This is a genomic window from Pseudomonas tohonis, from assembly GCF_012767755.2.
GTDB classification, from domain to species: Bacteria; Pseudomonadota; Gammaproteobacteria; order Pseudomonadales; family Pseudomonadaceae; genus Metapseudomonas; species Metapseudomonas tohonis.
Window position 1 is genome coordinate 6,309,880 of the sequence record NZ_AP023189.1, and the last position, 14,221, is coordinate 6,324,100.

Annotated in this window: 21 protein-coding genes; all 21 read left to right on the forward strand. The window is 65.0% G+C overall.

What is annotated here, in order from left to right:
• The first annotated feature begins 46 nt into the window (after nucleotides 1–46).
• On the forward strand, nucleotides 47–688 hold the full coding sequence (locus HSX14_RS28965; protein WP_230428039.1) for a helix-turn-helix transcriptional regulator: 642 nt from the start codon (nucleotides 47–49) through the stop codon (nucleotides 686–688).
• Between the two features lie 129 nt (nucleotides 689–817).
• Entirely contained in the window at nucleotides 818–1,189 is a 372-nt protein-coding gene (locus tag HSX14_RS28970; RefSeq protein WP_173178630.1) for a response regulator transcription factor, read from the forward strand.
• Nucleotide 1,190: 1 nt separating this feature from the next.
• Nucleotides 1,191–1,424 (forward strand): hypothetical protein, encoded by a 234-nt coding sequence (locus HSX14_RS28975; RefSeq protein WP_173178629.1) that lies wholly within the window; start codon nucleotides 1,191–1,193, stop codon nucleotides 1,422–1,424.
• Nucleotides 1,424–1,723: a hypothetical protein gene (locus HSX14_RS28980; protein ID WP_173178628.1), complete on the forward strand. Its 300-nt coding sequence runs from the start codon at nucleotides 1,424–1,426 to the stop codon at nucleotides 1,721–1,723. Before HSX14_RS28975 ends, HSX14_RS28980 begins: the two co-directional genes overlap by 1 nt.
• Nucleotides 1,720–2,487: an Arc family DNA-binding protein gene (locus HSX14_RS28985; protein ID WP_274384359.1), complete on the forward strand. Its 768-nt coding sequence runs from the start codon at nucleotides 1,720–1,722 to the stop codon at nucleotides 2,485–2,487. Before HSX14_RS28980 ends, HSX14_RS28985 begins: the two co-directional genes overlap by 4 nt.
• Entirely contained in the window at nucleotides 2,477–2,731 is a 255-nt protein-coding gene (locus HSX14_RS28990) for a hypothetical protein (RefSeq protein ID WP_173178626.1), read from the forward strand. The genes HSX14_RS28985 and HSX14_RS28990 overlap by 11 nt, the downstream gene beginning before the upstream one ends.
• Nucleotides 2,728–3,462: a hypothetical protein gene (locus tag HSX14_RS28995; protein ID WP_228723512.1), complete on the forward strand. Its 735-nt coding sequence runs from the start codon at nucleotides 2,728–2,730 to the stop codon at nucleotides 3,460–3,462. Before HSX14_RS28990 ends, HSX14_RS28995 begins: the two co-directional genes overlap by 4 nt.
• The gene (locus HSX14_RS29000; RefSeq protein ID WP_173178625.1) at nucleotides 3,456–4,148 is read left to right on the forward strand and encodes a hypothetical protein; all 693 of its coding nucleotides are present in this window, start codon (nucleotides 3,456–3,458) and stop codon (nucleotides 4,146–4,148) included. The genes HSX14_RS28995 and HSX14_RS29000 overlap by 7 nt, the downstream gene beginning before the upstream one ends.
• Nucleotides 4,145–4,738 (forward strand): hypothetical protein, encoded by a 594-nt coding sequence (locus HSX14_RS29005; protein ID WP_173178624.1) that lies wholly within the window; start codon nucleotides 4,145–4,147, stop codon nucleotides 4,736–4,738. The genes HSX14_RS29000 and HSX14_RS29005 overlap by 4 nt, the downstream gene beginning before the upstream one ends.
• Nucleotides 4,735–4,962: a hypothetical protein gene (locus HSX14_RS29010; RefSeq protein ID WP_173178623.1), complete on the forward strand. Its 228-nt coding sequence runs from the start codon at nucleotides 4,735–4,737 to the stop codon at nucleotides 4,960–4,962. Before HSX14_RS29005 ends, HSX14_RS29010 begins: the two co-directional genes overlap by 4 nt.
• Entirely contained in the window at nucleotides 4,959–5,177 is a 219-nt protein-coding gene (locus HSX14_RS29015; protein WP_173178622.1) for a hypothetical protein, read from the forward strand. Before HSX14_RS29010 ends, HSX14_RS29015 begins: the two co-directional genes overlap by 4 nt.
• Entirely contained in the window at nucleotides 5,177–5,365 is a 189-nt protein-coding gene (locus tag HSX14_RS29020) for a hypothetical protein (protein WP_173178621.1), read from the forward strand. Before HSX14_RS29015 ends, HSX14_RS29020 begins: the two co-directional genes overlap by 1 nt.
• Nucleotides 5,362–5,829: a hypothetical protein gene (locus HSX14_RS29025; RefSeq protein WP_173178620.1), complete on the forward strand. Its 468-nt coding sequence runs from the start codon at nucleotides 5,362–5,364 to the stop codon at nucleotides 5,827–5,829. The genes HSX14_RS29020 and HSX14_RS29025 overlap by 4 nt, the downstream gene beginning before the upstream one ends.
• On the forward strand, nucleotides 5,807–6,019 hold the full coding sequence (locus tag HSX14_RS29030; protein WP_173178619.1) for a hypothetical protein: 213 nt from the start codon (nucleotides 5,807–5,809) through the stop codon (nucleotides 6,017–6,019). Before HSX14_RS29025 ends, HSX14_RS29030 begins: the two co-directional genes overlap by 23 nt.
• Entirely contained in the window at nucleotides 6,016–7,167 is a 1,152-nt protein-coding gene (locus HSX14_RS29035; protein ID WP_173178618.1) for a site-specific integrase, read from the forward strand. Before HSX14_RS29030 ends, HSX14_RS29035 begins: the two co-directional genes overlap by 4 nt.
• 299 nt (nucleotides 7,168–7,466) lie before the next feature.
• Complete coding sequence (gene rfbB, locus HSX14_RS29040; RefSeq protein ID WP_173178617.1) at nucleotides 7,467–8,531, forward strand: dTDP-glucose 4,6-dehydratase; 1,065 nt, start codon at nucleotides 7,467–7,469, stop codon at nucleotides 8,529–8,531.
• Nucleotides 8,528–9,400 (forward strand): glucose-1-phosphate thymidylyltransferase RfbA, encoded by an 873-nt coding sequence (gene rfbA / locus HSX14_RS29045; protein ID WP_173178616.1) that lies wholly within the window; start codon nucleotides 8,528–8,530, stop codon nucleotides 9,398–9,400. The genes rfbB and rfbA overlap by 4 nt, the downstream gene beginning before the upstream one ends.
• Nucleotides 9,397–9,942 (forward strand): dTDP-4-dehydrorhamnose 3,5-epimerase, encoded by a 546-nt coding sequence (gene rfbC / locus HSX14_RS29050; RefSeq protein ID WP_173178615.1) that lies wholly within the window; start codon nucleotides 9,397–9,399, stop codon nucleotides 9,940–9,942. The genes rfbA and rfbC overlap by 4 nt, the downstream gene beginning before the upstream one ends.
• Nucleotides 9,939–10,805, forward strand: coding sequence for a dTDP-4-dehydrorhamnose reductase (rfbD, locus tag HSX14_RS29055; RefSeq protein ID WP_173178614.1), 867 nt, complete (start codon nucleotides 9,939–9,941; stop codon nucleotides 10,803–10,805). Before rfbC ends, rfbD begins: the two co-directional genes overlap by 4 nt.
• Nucleotides 10,806–10,853: 48 nt before the next feature.
• Nucleotides 10,854–12,665: a sensor histidine kinase gene (locus HSX14_RS29060; protein ID WP_173178613.1), complete on the forward strand. Its 1,812-nt coding sequence runs from the start codon at nucleotides 10,854–10,856 to the stop codon at nucleotides 12,663–12,665.
• Nucleotides 12,662–14,035: a sigma-54-dependent transcriptional regulator gene (locus tag HSX14_RS29065; RefSeq protein ID WP_173178612.1), complete on the forward strand. Its 1,374-nt coding sequence runs from the start codon at nucleotides 12,662–12,664 to the stop codon at nucleotides 14,033–14,035. The genes HSX14_RS29060 and HSX14_RS29065 overlap by 4 nt, the downstream gene beginning before the upstream one ends.
• Nucleotides 14,036–14,221 lie beyond the last annotated feature (186 nt).

Consider the following 14,221-nt stretch of genomic DNA (forward strand, 5'->3'; position numbering starts at 1 on the left):
TATTCCGTCGCGCGGGCTGGCAGCTCGTCTTGCGCGGGAAACAGGGGTGACCAATAAGGCCGCTCAGAAATGGCTCAACGGAGACTCAACTCCAAGCAATGAGCGAGTACTCAAGATCGCTACCCTTTTGAAGGTCGGTCTGCCATGGCTGGTATGGGGAAGTGATGAGCTAGCTCTCCAGTCTCCCCCCGAGAGCGGGACAGTCCACGCTCCCGACATGCTTCCGATTGCTGTATTTGATGAGGGGCTCCCTCCCTCGGACGATGAAGTTGAGGTGCCGTTCTTCGAGGAAGTGGAGCTTTCAGGCGGGGCTGGGCGTACCGCGGTTGAGGTCAGCTGCTCTCAGAAAATGAGATTCCCAAAGGCAACGCTCCGCGCTGCCGGTGTTCAGTTTGATCGTGTCGTGTGCGTCAGGGTGACAGGAAATAGCATGTCCCCCGTGCTTCCTCATGGCAGCACCGTTGCAGTTGATCGAGGATCAACCTCTATCGTTGACGGAAAGGTTTATGCCATCTCTCAAGATGGACAGCTAAGGATCAAATCCCTTTATAGAGCCCCCAATGGAGGCTTGAGAGTTCGAAGCTTCAACCATGATGAACATCCCGATGAGTCATATTCAAGGAGTGAGATCGAGGAGTACTCAATCGAAGTGCTGGGTCGGGTTTTCTGGGCAGAGATGTTCATGTAGCTCAAGGTAGCCAGCCAAAAATCCGCCGACCAGGCGGTTTTTTTTGCGCGTAATAGGTACCAATGGTTCTTGACACTAGATCGCCGGCAGCGCAATCTAGCCCAAACGAGAACCAATGGTACCTTTTTCATGAACCGCACAATCACAGTACAAGGTTGGAAGGGCAGTCTCGATTCAGGGATTGCGGAGCGCGAGCTGCGCTGCCTTCTCGCTATTGCTGCCGGTGAAACCGACAAGCAGGTCGCGCAGAGCGCTGGTATCTCGCCGCGCACGGTGAAGGGTGCGGTTGAGCGCGTCATGCACAAGCTCCAGACCTACAAGCGCGCAGCGTTGGTGGCAGAAGCTTTCCGTCGCGGAATCATCGCACCCGCTCTGTGCATGATCCTCGCCCTTCTGGTCGGCCTGCAGCAGAACCCCAATGCCGTCCGCCGCCCTGCCGGCCCGCGCCGGGTTGAGACGTTCACCTCCGTTCGCCGCATCGAAGCGGCCTGGGTGGCGTAACATGTCCTGGGATCGCAACGACCCGATCAACGTGTGGGCGCTCAAGCTCCACGAAGAGATGCACGACTTCAGCGGCTTCTTCACCGGCTGGAACCTCAGCGCCGAGCGCGCATTCGCTGAGCACATCCGCGCCCTCGGCAAGGACATCGACGCGCTGACCGTGGCCGACCTCAAGGCCGCAGCAGCTCACGCCAGCTCCGTGTCTCGCGACCTGATCCGGCGGGGTGTCATCTGATGGCCAAGCGCATTCTCATCGCCCTGGCGCTCGCCTGCTGGTTCGCCTGCACATCCTTCGCCCTCCTCTACCTGGCCCCGGTCATGTTCTTCAGCCCGAGGCCGGAGATGGTGCTTATCGCCGGCCTGGTACCGGCGCTGTGGCTGATCTGTAGCGTGCTGTCGTTCATTGCCTGGGCTGATGCCGGTTGGGGTGACGGAGCCGGCAATGCACGTGAAGCCCATGGGCAACCAACCACTCCGCAGTACCGCAAGGCTCTTCTAAGCCAACAACTCCGCATGAGCGAGGTTTCGTCATGAACCGCCGACAGCCGTTTGGTGTTCGGATGCCCAAGCAACTCCACGACCAGCTTAAGGAAAGCAGCTCTGTATCGAAGCGCTCGCTCAATAGCGAGACGGTTTTGCGCCTGGAGCGCTCTTTCCGAGCTGATCAAGAGAGCGGCCTCGTCGCTGACCTCGAGCGAGCGTTAGCCGATTCTGGATGGGGAGACCCCTTATCTGTCGATCTGCTGAAGATGTTCATGGATGGCTGGGAGAAGGCCCGATGCGCAGGCCTGCTGCCCGATGTTTCCGCGCGGCCTGCAGGCGCAGTGGCAAAGCACGCCCATGTCATCGGCGAGCTCTCCGTGAAGCTTGACGCCCTGAAGGACTTCACCGGCGGCGGAGTGGTCCACGCACAAGCGCGGCGTCTCGGAGCTTCGCGCCACGATATCAACGATTCCGAATCTGTAGCGCGAACCGATGGCACCCTTCTGGACTACTTCCAGCAGTACCCGGGCTGGGAAGGCTTCCTGGGCGCGATGGGCGAGGCCTTCATGCGCGAATACAGCGCACGCACTGATGAGCAGGCCGGCCACTACGCCGGGATGATGGCAGCTCTTTCGGTGGCTCGCTTCCCGAAGATGATCGGCTCAGGCGAGCAGAAGCATCGCGCCGGAGCCATGGCATGCAGGATATCGAGCGCCGACTTCGAGCTGCGAAATCTCACCATCACCGTGGACGGGGAGATGTCCTGCACCGATGGCCGATATCTGCTGATCCCGGAGGCCGCCGATGGCAAATGATCGCAAGTCGAGCAGCCAGGGCGTGCTGCTGTGGATCGCTTACGGCCTGCTGGTCTCCTTCCTGATGCTCGGCTCGGCGTTCTTCTACGGCGCCATCCAGGACCAGAAGGACGGGCCTCGCATTGTCCGCGGCAACGACGTCACCTGCGTCCTCATGGGCCAGGCTCTCCAGTGCTGGCCGGAGGTGACCGACTCCAGCTACCCCGCCGCGCCAGAGCTTCAGCAGCAGGGGTTCCGGCTATGAGGGCTCCGCACATCAAGCCGGTCGCTGAGCGCGAACTCCCTGGCCTGGGCCATGCCATGCAAGGCGGCTACTACGCGGGCCGCTATTACCTACACGGCGAGGAGCGAGCCCTGGTGGTCGCGCCGCGCGAGTTGGAGTTACCTGCCCAATGGTGGGATCGCCCCGGACCGAGGGCCAACGTCCGAGCAGCTGAGAGCTACATCGACGGCCTGGCCAACACACGAGCCATGGCCGAGGCCGGAAGCGCGATAGCCTCCCGCGTTCTTGGGATGGTCATCGGCGGCCAGACCGGATGGCACATACCGGCGCGAGACGAGCTGCTGGTCCTGCAGGTCAACCTGCTGCAGGTTGAACGCTTCCAGCGCTTCGGCGACCAGGCCTTCAGCGGGGCAAGCTGCTCGGCGGAGTATTGGTCGAGCACGCAGAAGGCCGCCGGTAGCGCCTGGTGCCTGCACCTGCTCCCCTGGTGCACGCCTTCCACGAACTGGGCTTTCAAAGAGAAATGGGTGCGGCCGGTCAAGTCCCTCCCGATCATCCGTGAGCCCAACGCGAAGGACCTGGCCGGCAGCGGCAGCATTGTCGGGCACATCCCCGTCGTGCGGCACACCGCCGATCAGGTGCAGGCGATCCTCGAGCGCTTCATCAACGAGGACGCGGGGCGTTTCTATGGGCGCACCTCCGATCTCGCGATTGAGCTGGCCGGGGTGCAGGCAGGAGGTGCCGCATGCTGAACGCCGAAGAACGCACCAAGCGACTGCTGGAGATCTATACCGATCCAGGAATCTCGGCACTGACGAGCCTGATCATCCTTCGTCGAATCGTCCGCACCCTGATTCGCGAGCGCGACCGGATGTCGCTGGAGTGCGTGCAGAAGATCAGGGATCTTCGCAAGGGCCTGCCATTCACCGAGGCACGCATTGAACGGATATCCCTAGCGAACAAGGGCATGCGGCGAGCTTATCGCGACCAGCTCATGCACATCGGTGAATACATCGTCCGCGCCGATATGGCAGGCCTTGGTGATACCTCTTTCGGCTTGGTCGCCGATGTGCTGTGTATCAACCCGGTCCACCGTGAGAAGGCCGCAATCAGGTACGAAGAAGGCGGGCTGGTCGGGCTGCTTTTCACGGACCGCTACGAAGACAGCGCCACGTACCGCCAGCAGGCCGACAAGAGCGGGTTCTGGTTCGAGATGGGCCCGCTCTCTGCGGTCGTCATGATCTACATGGCGGACTGGATGGCCAGGAACAGCGACAAGCTGCCTGACCCCTTCGCGCCTGGCGGCCCATTCCATGGCATGCCCACTCACCGGATGCAGCCGAACGGCACCGTTGTTCGCCAAGCGCCAGCGATGGTGGTGCACGGTCAGGATGGCTCCAGCAGGGTCGTGGAGCGCAAGCCGGAGGTGATGAAGTGAGCGAGACAACCATTTTTCAGTCCACGAACTACGCCGGCGCGAGCCCAGAGAACTGGAGCGACGCCGAGGTTCTTGAGTTTCTCGCCGTGGCACTACGGCACGTGACCGTTTCTGGAGATCTTGCTCCGCAGGATATTCGAGACGGCTTCCGCTTCATGTCATCGAAGGGCCAGGGCGCCAGCGCCACCCAGCCCGGAGCTTACTGGGTTGCAGTGCCATGGCAGATCACCACGGATATGGTCGTCGCATTCGCCGAAACCTGGTACCGCAAGCGGCGAGCCATTGACGATCCCGAAATGGACGATGCCTACGCTGCTCTGCTGCTGGCTGCGCCGATGTTACCTGCCTCCCTGCCCTGCAGTTCGCGCATCCCGGCGGGTCTCTACCGAGAACTGGTTTTCCTCCGAGAGCTTCGCGATCAACTGAAGGCCTATTCGGAGCGCTTCCTGCGTGACGAGATGGAGGACCGAGACAGCTGCATCTGCGACGACCAGCATGCCATGGCCTCAGATCTGGCGAAGGCCATGGAGAACGCCTTCACCAAAGAGTGGAAGGGTTCTGACCTCACTGATCAAGGAAAACGCATATGAGCATCTCCGAGATGATCGTTTGGCTGTTCGGGCTGCTGTGCGCAGCCACCGTCCTTTGCTCGCCGGCCGCCTGCACCGCCAACCGTCACATCCAGATCGAGAGGGCAATCGCGTCGGGCGCCGACCCGCTGGCCGCCAAGTGCGCTATCGAGGGTGAAAACGGCGAATCCAAACTTTGCCTGGCGTTTATCGTGAAAACGGGCGCGGGAGGAGAGAAGAAATGACCCTGATCCTTCGACCCATGACCGCCAGGAATGAGGCGCAGCGCAGGAGAGCCACTGCGGCGAAAGAGGCAGCGCGGCCGAAGATTCTTGAGCTGCATCAGAGCGGCGTTACGGCCCACCACGCAATCGCCAAGCAGCTGCGGGTCAGCCTGCGGATCGTACGAGACGTCCTCGTCGAGGCCGGCTTGCACGAGATTAAGGAAAGGGGGTGGTGATGGACTTTCAATTCTACCGATTCTTCGCGTGGTTCTTCGGCCTCCTTTTTTGGGTCATGTTCGCATTCGCCTGGCTCGCCGCTGACCAGCGCGACGAGCTGCGAAGCAAGGCCTTAACTGGCGCTATCGGCGATGGCTCTCGCGTCACCCTGGAATGCGTTCAGGTTGGCCGGAGTGGTGCCAAATGAACCCTATCGCTGCCGCAGCACTGAAGCGAGCCAGGGACCGTCAGGCCGGCCGGCGCGAGCAGGTCTCTGAAGAGGCGGCGGCTGAGACGCTTCGCGCGGCTGCCACCCTGGCGGCCGAAGTCTTCGCCGCCGGGGAATTCCAGGGATCGGCTGCAGGTGTCGGCCAGAGAGTCGACCTGGTGCTGCGAATCGAGGGCCGCCGTGAGGCTCTAGGCATGGTTGAGCGAGCCAGAGGGATGATCCGTAAGCGCGCAGATCTGGAGGGCCTTCACGCACAGCTGCAGCGTGCGGCGCTTGGCAGGCCTCACAGCTATGCGGTTGGGGTGCTGGAGGTGGCAGGCCTGATCGAGCACTTGCTCGAGAAGGCTCGGCGCCCGGAAGGGATGCGCGCGCCACGCAATAGCGGAAATGAAAACGTAGCGCGCCACGAAGAGGTGCTCGATGAGCAACGCACAGATTCTTGAATTCGAGGACCTGCAGCGCATCACTGGATACTCCCGGCGCTCCGACGTGGAGCGGACCATGCGCGCGCAGGGCATCAAGCTGTTCCTGGGCCGTAAAGGGCCATGGACTACCATTGACCTGATCAACAGCGCCGGCGGTATCCAGGCCGCCCAGCAGCCCGACAGCTATAGCCCGGATATCCTCGGATGAAGAGCGGCAGGAAACGGCAGCACAACCCGCGCATCCCCGGGCACATCGACCAGAGTGCGATCCCGAACGGCGTGTACTTCGATCATCGAGGCAGCGGCACATGGTACATGCTTTCCTTCAACGAGGCCGGCCGGCGGCAGCGCAAGAACCTGTGCGGCGCCGATGTGACGCTTTCCGAGCTGCACAAGCTGGTCGAGGACATCCATGGCGTCGATCGCGACAGCCTGCGCTACCTCTGCGAGCAGTTCCGCCTCAGCGACAAGTTCACCAGGCTGCAGAAGAGCAGCCAGGACGATTACGACTACTGCCGCGACGTGCTGGTGAGCCTGCCGACGAAGATCCCGGGTAAGACCCTGGGTCATCTGTCCGTGCGCAAGTTCACGCCACCCCTGATCCAGCGCCTGGTGGACAAGATCGCCCAGGAAGGCACACCGTCGAAAGCGGCCCACGTGCTGCGCTACCTTCGCAGGGTTATGCAGTGGGGAAGGAACCGGGGGTATGTCGACGTCAACCCGGCGCAGGGGATCGAGGCGCCCAAGGAGCGCAAGCGGCGGAGACTTCCTACCCCGGTGGTTATGGCCAGGCTGATCCAGCGCGCGCAGGAGTTGGGTAAGCTCAAGCGAGGCCAGAAGGGCGCCTGCTCCCCATACCTCTGGTACGTGATGGAGATCAGCTACCTGTGCCGCCTGCGCGGAATCGAGACGGTGACACTCACCGATGCGAACGAGACGGAAGAGGGGGTGGTGACCAACCGGAGGAAGGGAAGCCGCGACAACGTCGTCAGGTGGACGCCGAGGCTGCGAGCTGCTTGGGATGCGGCGAAGGAGTACAGGGCTTCGATCTGGAAGGCGAAGGCCATGCCGGTGCCGATCCAGGCAGAGCAGCGCCGCCTGATCGTGGCCGCCCACGGCGGGGCGCTGCAGAAATCGAGCCTGGACTCGGCGTGGTGGCGCTTCATCGACAGCGCGCTGGAGGAGGGAATTATCTCGGAGGAGGAGCGCTTCGGCATGCACGACCTGAAGCGGCGGGGGATTACCGACACTGCCGGCACCAGGGGTGAGAAGCAGCAGGCCAGCGGACATAGAAGTGAGGCAATGCTGGACGTCTATGACCTCAGCCTGCCGGTGGTGAACCCATCAGCTGAGTGAGTTATCCACAGGATTACTGTCAATTTTTCCGCGTACAATATGGCGGACAGCCCCTGAAATGCTTGCCTTTGCGGCAGCGTTAGGGCGTACAATATTGCTACCTAAGTGATTGATTTATAGTCTAGAAGGGCTTGACTTGTAATCAGTAGGTCCCGGGTTCGATTCCTGGTGCCGGCACCAAAACATGAAAAAGCCCCGCAGTGATGCGGGGCTTTTTTATGCCTGAGACGCTGAAAATGGGCGGCCTGGAGATAACGTCGGAACGGTAGATATAATCTGTTCTTTTTCCAGGCTAAGTCATGCGCATCCTCATCACCGGCGGAGCCGGCTTCATTGGCTCCGCACTCGTCCGGCATCTGCTGGTCCATACCGATCACGAAGTTCTCAACCTCGACAAGCTGACCTACGCCGGCAACCTCGAGTCCCTGGCCAGTGTCGCGGAGAACCCCCGCTACCAGTTCCTCAAGGCCGATATCGCCGACAGCGCCGCCGTAGGCGCCGCCCTGCAGCGCTTCCAGCCCGACGCCATCATGCACCTGGCGGCCGAGTCCCATGTCGATCGCTCCATCGACGGCCCCGCCGAGTTCATCCAGACCAACATCGTCGGTACCTATTCGCTGCTGGAAAGCACCCGCGCCTACTGGTCCGGACTGGATGCCGAGCGCAAGGCCGCCTTCCGCTTCCATCACATCTCCACCGACGAGGTGTATGGCGACCTGCATGGCGTGGACGACCTGTTCACCGAGACCACGCCCTATGCCCCCAGCTCCCCCTATTCGGCGAGCAAGGCGGCATCCGATCACCTGGTCCGCGCCTGGAACCGCACCTATGGCCTGCCGGTGCTGCTGACCAATTGCTCCAACAACTACGGCCCCTATCACTTCCCCGAGAAGCTGATCCCGCTGATGATCCTCAATGCCCTCGAAGGCAAGCCGCTGCCGGTCTATGGCGATGGCCTGCAGGTGCGCGACTGGCTGTTCGTCGAGGATCACGCCCGCGCCCTGGTCGAGGTCGTCACCCGTGGTGTGGTCGGCGAAACCTACAACATCGGCGGCCATAACGAGCAGAAGAACATCGATGTGGTGCGCGGCATCTGCGCGCTGCTGGAAGAGCTCGCACCCGCCAGGCCCCAGGGCGTCTCCCGCTTCGAGGAGCTGATCACCCACGTCAAGGATCGCCCGGGCCACGACCTGCGCTACGCCATCGACGCCGGCAAGATCGAACGCGAGCTGGGCTGGAGGCCACAAGAAACCTTCGAGACCGGCCTGCGCAAGACGGTGCAGTGGTACCTCGACAACCTGGAGTGGTGCCGCCGCGTACAGGACGGCAGCTACCAACGCGAACGCCTGGGAGCCCAAGCATGAAAGGCATCATCCTCGCCGGGGGCTCCGGCACCCGCCTGCACCCCATCACCCTCGGCGTGTCCAAGCAGCTGCTGCCGATCTACGACAAGCCGATGATCTACTACCCCATCTCCGTGCTGATGCTCGCCGGCATCCGCGAGATCCTGATCATCTCCACCCCCCAGGACCTGCCCCAATATCGCAACCTGCTGGGTGACGGCAGCCAGTTCGGCGTGCGCTTCAGCTACGCCGAGCAACCCTCGCCGGACGGCCTGGCCCAGGCCTTCCTGATCGGCGAGGAATTCATCGGGGGAGACTCGGTCTGCCTGATCCTCGGTGACAACATCTTCCACGGCCAGCACTTCACCGAGAAGCTCAAGCGCGCGGCCGAAGGCAAAATGGGCGCGACCGTATTCGGCTACTGGGTCAACGACCCGGAGCGCTTCGGCGTCATCGAGTTCGATGCCCAGGGCCAGGCCATCTCGATCGAAGAAAAGCCCGCCAAGCCCAAGTCCAGCTACGCCGTCACCGGCTTGTACTTCTACGACAACGACGTCATCGACATCGCCAAGGCGGTGAAGCCCTCCCCCCGCGGCGAGCTGGAGATCACCGACGTCAACAACGCCTACCTGCAGCGCGGCGACCTGCGTGTCGAGAAACTCGGACGCGGCTTCGCCTGGCTCGACACCGGCACCCACGACAGCCTGCTGGAAGCCTCCCAGTACGTGCAGACCATCGAACACCGCCAGGGCCTCAAGGTCGCCTGCCTGGAAGAGATCGCCTTCCAGAACGGCTGGATCGACAAGGCGCTGCTACTGGAGCGCGCCAAGGCGTTCGGCAAGACCGGCTACGGCCAGTACCTCTACAAGCTGGCGGGAGAACAGGCATGAAGGCCATCGCCACCGACCTGCCGGACGTGCTGATCCTCGAACCCCGCGTCTTCGGCGACGAGCGCGGCTTCTTCTTGGAGAGTTTCAACGCCCGCACCTTCGAAGAGGCCACCGGCCTCAAGCGGGACTTCGTCCAGGACAACCACTCGCGCTCGCAGAAAGGCGTGCTGCGCGGCCTGCACTATCAGCTGCAGCAAGCCCAGGGCAAGCTGGTGCGGGTCACCGCCGGCGAGGTGCTCGACGTCGCCGTCGACGTGCGCCGCAGCTCGCCGACCTTCGGCCGCTGGGTCTCCGTACTCCTTTCTGCCGAGAACAAGCGCCAGCTCTGGGTCCCGGAAGGCTTCGCCCACGGTTTCGTGGTCCTCAGCGAGTTCGCGGAGTTCCTCTACAAGACCACCGACTACTACGCCCCGGCCCACGAGCGCTGCATCCGCTGGGACGACCCGACGCTCGCCATCGACTGGCAACTGAGCGAAGCGCCCCAGCTCTCCGCCAAGGATCAGGCCGGCCTGAGCCTCGAAGAGGCCGACGTATTCCCATGAAGATCCTCATCACCGGCCACAACGGCCAGGTCGCCCGGGAACTGCAACTGGCCCTCGCCGACCGGGCCGAGCTGCTCGTCCTCGGCCGCGACCGCCTGGATCTCGCCGACAGCGACGCGATCCGCCGCCAGGTAGGTGCCGAGCGCCCCGACCTGATCATCAACGCCGCCGCCCACACCGCCGTGGACCAGGCCGAGAACGAGCCCCAGGCCGCCTTCGCCCTCAACGCCAGCGCCCCCGGCGTGCTGGCCGAAGAGGCCGCCGCCCTGGGCGCGCCGCTGATCCACTACTCCACCGACTACGTCTTCGACGGCAGCAAGAACGCGCCCTACACCGAAGACGACCAGCCCAGCCCGCTGGGCGTCTACGGTCGCAGCAAGCTGGCCGGGGAAGAGGCGATCCGCGCGGTGGGCGGTGCGCACCTGATCCTGCGCACCAGCTGGGTCTACTCCCTGCACGGCCGCAACTTCCTGCTCACCATGCAGCGCCTGCTGCAGGAGCGCGAACACCTGCGCGTGGTGGACGACCAGGTCGGCGCGCCCACCTGGGCCGGCCACATCGCCGCCGCCACCGCCACGCTGATCCAGCGCTGGCAGGACGGTCGCCAGGCCTGGGGCACCTATCACTTCAGCGCTGGCGGAGAGACCTCCTGGTTCGGCTTCGCCAACGCCATCGCCGATACGCTCATGGCCGAGGGCAAGCCCTGCGCCCGCCTGGAGCCCATCCCCAGCAGCGCCTACCCGACGCCGGCGCAGCGGCCACTCAACTCGCGGATGGACGGCAGCAAGCTGCTGCGCGACTGGGACGTCGCCCTGCCCGACTGGCGCCAGGGCCTGGACGAGTGCCTGCGTCACCCTCGCTGAGCCCGCCGGTGTCATAATGCGCCGCATCCCCGGCGCATTCCGACACCCATGACCGCCAACGCCCTCCCCTATCGCCCCCGCTGGCGCAGCCTCGTCCTGCTGGCCCTGGTCCTGGCGCCCCTGCTGTGGCCGGCACATCACCTGGCCGAGCGCTACTACAACCAGGCCCTTGCCGAGCAGAACCGGCAGACCCTCGACCTCTACGTCGCCAACCTGCTGGGCACCCTGCGTCGCTTCGAAGTCCTGCCGCCGATCCTCGCCGACCTGCCCGCCCTGCGCAGCCAGCTGGCCGAGCCGCACGACCCGGCGCGCCTGGAAGCCGCCAACCGGTTGCTGAGCGAGGTACGCGACGAGACCGGCGCCGACGTCATCTACCTGATGAACCCCCAGGGCATCACCCTCAGTTCCTCCAACTGGGACAAGGCGGACAGCTTCATCGGCCGCGACTTCGCCTTCCGCCCCTACTACCGCGAAGCGCTGCAGGGCCGCCAGGGGCGCTTCTTCGGCCTCGGCACCACCTCCGGCAAGCGCGGTTACTTCTACGCAAGTCCCGTGCGCGAGGGCCAGGCGGTGATCGGCATCCTGGTCGTCAAGGTCGACCTGGACGACGCCGAATCGCTCTGGGGCAACACCCCGGAACAGCTGCTGGTGACGGACTCCAACGGCGTCGCGATCATCACCTCACGCCCGCAATGGCGCTTCCATGCCACCCGTGAGCTGGACAACGCCGAACGCGCCGCCATCGCCGCCAACCAGCCCTACCCGACCCAGTCACCCGAGCCGATCCGCCTGCGCCCCGGCGAGTGGATCACCCAGAGCCGCGAGCTCCGTGAAACCGGCTGGACGGTGAGCATCCTCGCGCCGCAGGTCCTGGTCGACCGCCAGGTGCGCACCACCGACGCCATCGCCGCCGCCACCCTGCTCGCCCTGCTGCTGCTGCTCGGCCTGATGATGCAGCGCCGCCGCCACTACCTCGACCGCATCGCGCTGGACACCCGAGCCCGCCGCGAACTGGAGCAGCGCGTGCAGGAGCGCACCCAGGACCTCGAAGCCCTCAACAGCCGGCTCAAGGTCGAGGTGCTGGAGCGCGAACAGGCCCAGCAGGAGCTGGTGCGCGCCCAGGACGAAGTGGTGCAGGCCGGCAAGCTCTCCGCCCTCGGCACCATGTCCGCGAGCATCAGCCACGAGCTCAACCAGCCACTGGCCGCCATCCGCAGCTATGCCGACAACGCCGGCGTGCTGCTGGACCATGGGCGCTATGACGATGCCCGCGGCAACCTGCGACAGATCAGCGAGCTGACCGGACGCATGGCCTCGATCATCGCCCACCTGCGCGCCTTCGCCCGGCGCGACCGCCACGCGCCGGAGAACGTCGCCCTGCAACCTGCGCTCGACGATGCCCTGGCGCTGCTGGCCAAGCGGCGCCGGGCGATGGAGGTCGAACTGATCCGCGACATGCCCGAGGCCCAGCTCTGGGTACAGGCCGGCGAAACCCGCCTGCGCCAGGTGCTCGGCAACCTGCTGGCCAACGCCCTCGACGCCCTGGGCGAGAAGCCGCAGCCACGGCGCATCTGGCTCAGCGCCGAAGCCCATGCCGACGGGGTGACCCTGACCCTGCGCGACAATGGCCCCGGCTTCACCCGCGAAGCCCTGCAGCGCGCGCGCGAACCCTTCTTCACCACCAAGACCAGTGCCCAGGGCCTGGGCCTCGGCCTGGCCATCTGCGACAGCCTGATCCGTGCCCTCGGCGGCGAACTGCTGCTGGCCAACCACCCCGAAGGCGGCGCCCTGCTGACCCTGCACCTGCGCTCGGCCATCCCCGGCGCCAACCCCCTCTCACCCGAGGACCATTCCGCATGACCCAGCCACTCGAAGCCGGCACCCAGGTCCTGCTGGTCGACGACGACCCGCACCTGCGCCAGGCCCTGAGCCAGACCCTCGACCTCGCCGGCCTCAAGGTCGCCACCCTGGGCGACGCCAAGGGCCTGGCCGCTACCCTGCCCGCCGACTGGCCGGGCGTGGTGGTCAGCGACATCCGCATGCCCGGTGTCGACGGCCTCGAACTGCTGCGCCAGCTTCACGAGCGCGACCCCCAGCTGCCCGTGCTGCTGATCACCGGCCACGGCGACGTGCCCCTGGCCGTGCAGGCCATGCGCGCCGGTGCCTATGACTTCCTGGAGAAGCCCTTCGCCAGCGAAGACCTGCTCGACAGCGTGCGCCGCGCCCTCGACCTGCGCCGCCTGGTGCTGGAGAACCGCAGCCTGCGCCTGGCCCTCTCCGACCGCCAGCAGCTCAGCGCCCGCCTGGTGGGCCAGTCGGCTGCCGCCCAGCGCCTGCGCGAGCAGATCGGCGCCCTCGCCGGCACCAGCGCCGACGTGCTGATCCTCGGCGAGACCGGGGCCGGCAAGGAGGTGGTGGCCCGCGCGCTGCACGACCTGTCCGCGCGCCGCGACGGCCCCTTCGTCGCCATCAACGCCGGCGCCCTGGCGGAATCGGTGGTGGAGAGCGAGCTCTTCGGCCACGAACAGGGCGCCTTCACCGGCGCGCAGAAGCGCCGCATCGGCAAGTTCGAGTACGCCAACGGCGGCACCGTGTTCCTCGACGAGATCGAGAGCATGAGCCCCGACGTGCAGGTCAAGCTGCTGCGCCTGTTGCAGGAGCGCGTGGTCGAACGGCTCGGCGCCAACCAGCTGATCCCGCTGGATATCCGCGTCATCGCCGCCACCAAGGAAGACCTGCGCCAGGCCGCCGACCAGGGCCGCTTCCGTGCCGACCTCTACTACCGCCTCAACGTCGCCAGCCTGCGCATCCCGCCGCTACGTGAGCGCGGCGAGGACATCCTCCTGCTGTTCCAGCACTTCGCCGAAGCCGCCGCCGCGCGCCACGGCAGCCAGCCGCGCACGCTGGACAGCTCGCAGCGTGCCCTGCTGCTGACCCATGACTGGCCCGGCAACGTGCGCGAACTGCAGAACGCCGGCGAGCGCTTCGCCCTCGGCCTCGACCTGGCCCTGGACAACGGTGCGCCGGAGCTGCCCACCAGCAGCGGCGGCCTGAGCGAGCAGGTGGAAGCCTTCGAGCGGGCGCTGATCCTCGCGGAGCTGGGCAACCCGCACAACTCCATGCGCAGTCTCGCCGAGGCCCTGGGCCTGCCGCGCAAGACGCTGTCGGACAAGCTGCGCAAGCACAACCTCAGCTTCGGTGGCGGAAATCCCGCCGACGAGCAGGACTGATAGGCGGACTTCCGCTCAGACCGGAGCCATACCCTCGGGCCGATGCCAGCAATCCCGGCATTCACGGGCACTGGCACAGGCCTTGCTCCGTGCACCGCATCTCAATGCCAAGGCATTGAACCAGGGCATCCCGCCTCCCCGGGATGCCCGCCCGCAGCGGCCACAAGCCGCCACCGGGTTTCTTTC

Excerpts from the sequence above, each read along its gene's own strand:
- HSX14_RS28970 (WP_173178630.1), top strand. The coding sequence starts at position 818 with ATGAACCGCACAATCACAGTACAAGGTTGGAAGGGCAGTCTCGATTCA.
- HSX14_RS28975 (WP_173178629.1), top strand. The coding sequence starts at position 1,191 with ATGTCCTGGGATCGCAACGACCCGATCAACGTGTGGGCGCTCAAGCTC.
- HSX14_RS28980 (WP_173178628.1), top strand. The coding sequence starts at position 1,424 with ATGGCCAAGCGCATTCTCATCGCCCTGGCGCTCGCCTGCTGGTTCGCC.
- HSX14_RS28985 (WP_274384359.1), top strand. The coding sequence starts at position 1,720 with ATGAACCGCCGACAGCCGTTTGGTGTTCGGATGCCCAAGCAACTCCAC.
- HSX14_RS28990 (WP_173178626.1), top strand. The coding sequence starts at position 2,477 with ATGGCAAATGATCGCAAGTCGAGCAGCCAGGGCGTGCTGCTGTGGATC.
- HSX14_RS28995 (WP_228723512.1), top strand. The coding sequence starts at position 2,728 with ATGAGGGCTCCGCACATCAAGCCGGTCGCTGAGCGCGAACTCCCTGGC.
- HSX14_RS29000 (WP_173178625.1), top strand. The coding sequence starts at position 3,456 with ATGCTGAACGCCGAAGAACGCACCAAGCGACTGCTGGAGATCTATACC.
- HSX14_RS29010 (WP_173178623.1), top strand. The coding sequence starts at position 4,735 with ATGAGCATCTCCGAGATGATCGTTTGGCTGTTCGGGCTGCTGTGCGCA.
- HSX14_RS29015 (WP_173178622.1), top strand. The coding sequence starts at position 4,959 with ATGACCCTGATCCTTCGACCCATGACCGCCAGGAATGAGGCGCAGCGC.
- HSX14_RS29020 (WP_173178621.1), top strand. The coding sequence starts at position 5,177 with ATGGACTTTCAATTCTACCGATTCTTCGCGTGGTTCTTCGGCCTCCTT.
- HSX14_RS29025 (WP_173178620.1), top strand. The coding sequence starts at position 5,362 with ATGAACCCTATCGCTGCCGCAGCACTGAAGCGAGCCAGGGACCGTCAG.
- HSX14_RS29030 (WP_173178619.1), top strand. The coding sequence starts at position 5,807 with ATGAGCAACGCACAGATTCTTGAATTCGAGGACCTGCAGCGCATCACT.
- HSX14_RS29035 (WP_173178618.1), top strand. The coding sequence starts at position 6,016 with ATGAAGAGCGGCAGGAAACGGCAGCACAACCCGCGCATCCCCGGGCAC.
- rfbB (WP_173178617.1), top strand. The coding sequence starts at position 7,467 with ATGCGCATCCTCATCACCGGCGGAGCCGGCTTCATTGGCTCCGCACTC.
- rfbA (WP_173178616.1), top strand. The coding sequence starts at position 8,528 with ATGAAAGGCATCATCCTCGCCGGGGGCTCCGGCACCCGCCTGCACCCC.
- rfbC (WP_173178615.1), top strand. The coding sequence starts at position 9,397 with ATGAAGGCCATCGCCACCGACCTGCCGGACGTGCTGATCCTCGAACCC.
- rfbD (WP_173178614.1), top strand. The coding sequence starts at position 9,939 with ATGAAGATCCTCATCACCGGCCACAACGGCCAGGTCGCCCGGGAACTG.
- HSX14_RS29060 (WP_173178613.1), top strand. The coding sequence starts at position 10,854 with ATGACCGCCAACGCCCTCCCCTATCGCCCCCGCTGGCGCAGCCTCGTC.
- HSX14_RS29065 (WP_173178612.1), top strand. The coding sequence starts at position 12,662 with ATGACCCAGCCACTCGAAGCCGGCACCCAGGTCCTGCTGGTCGACGAC.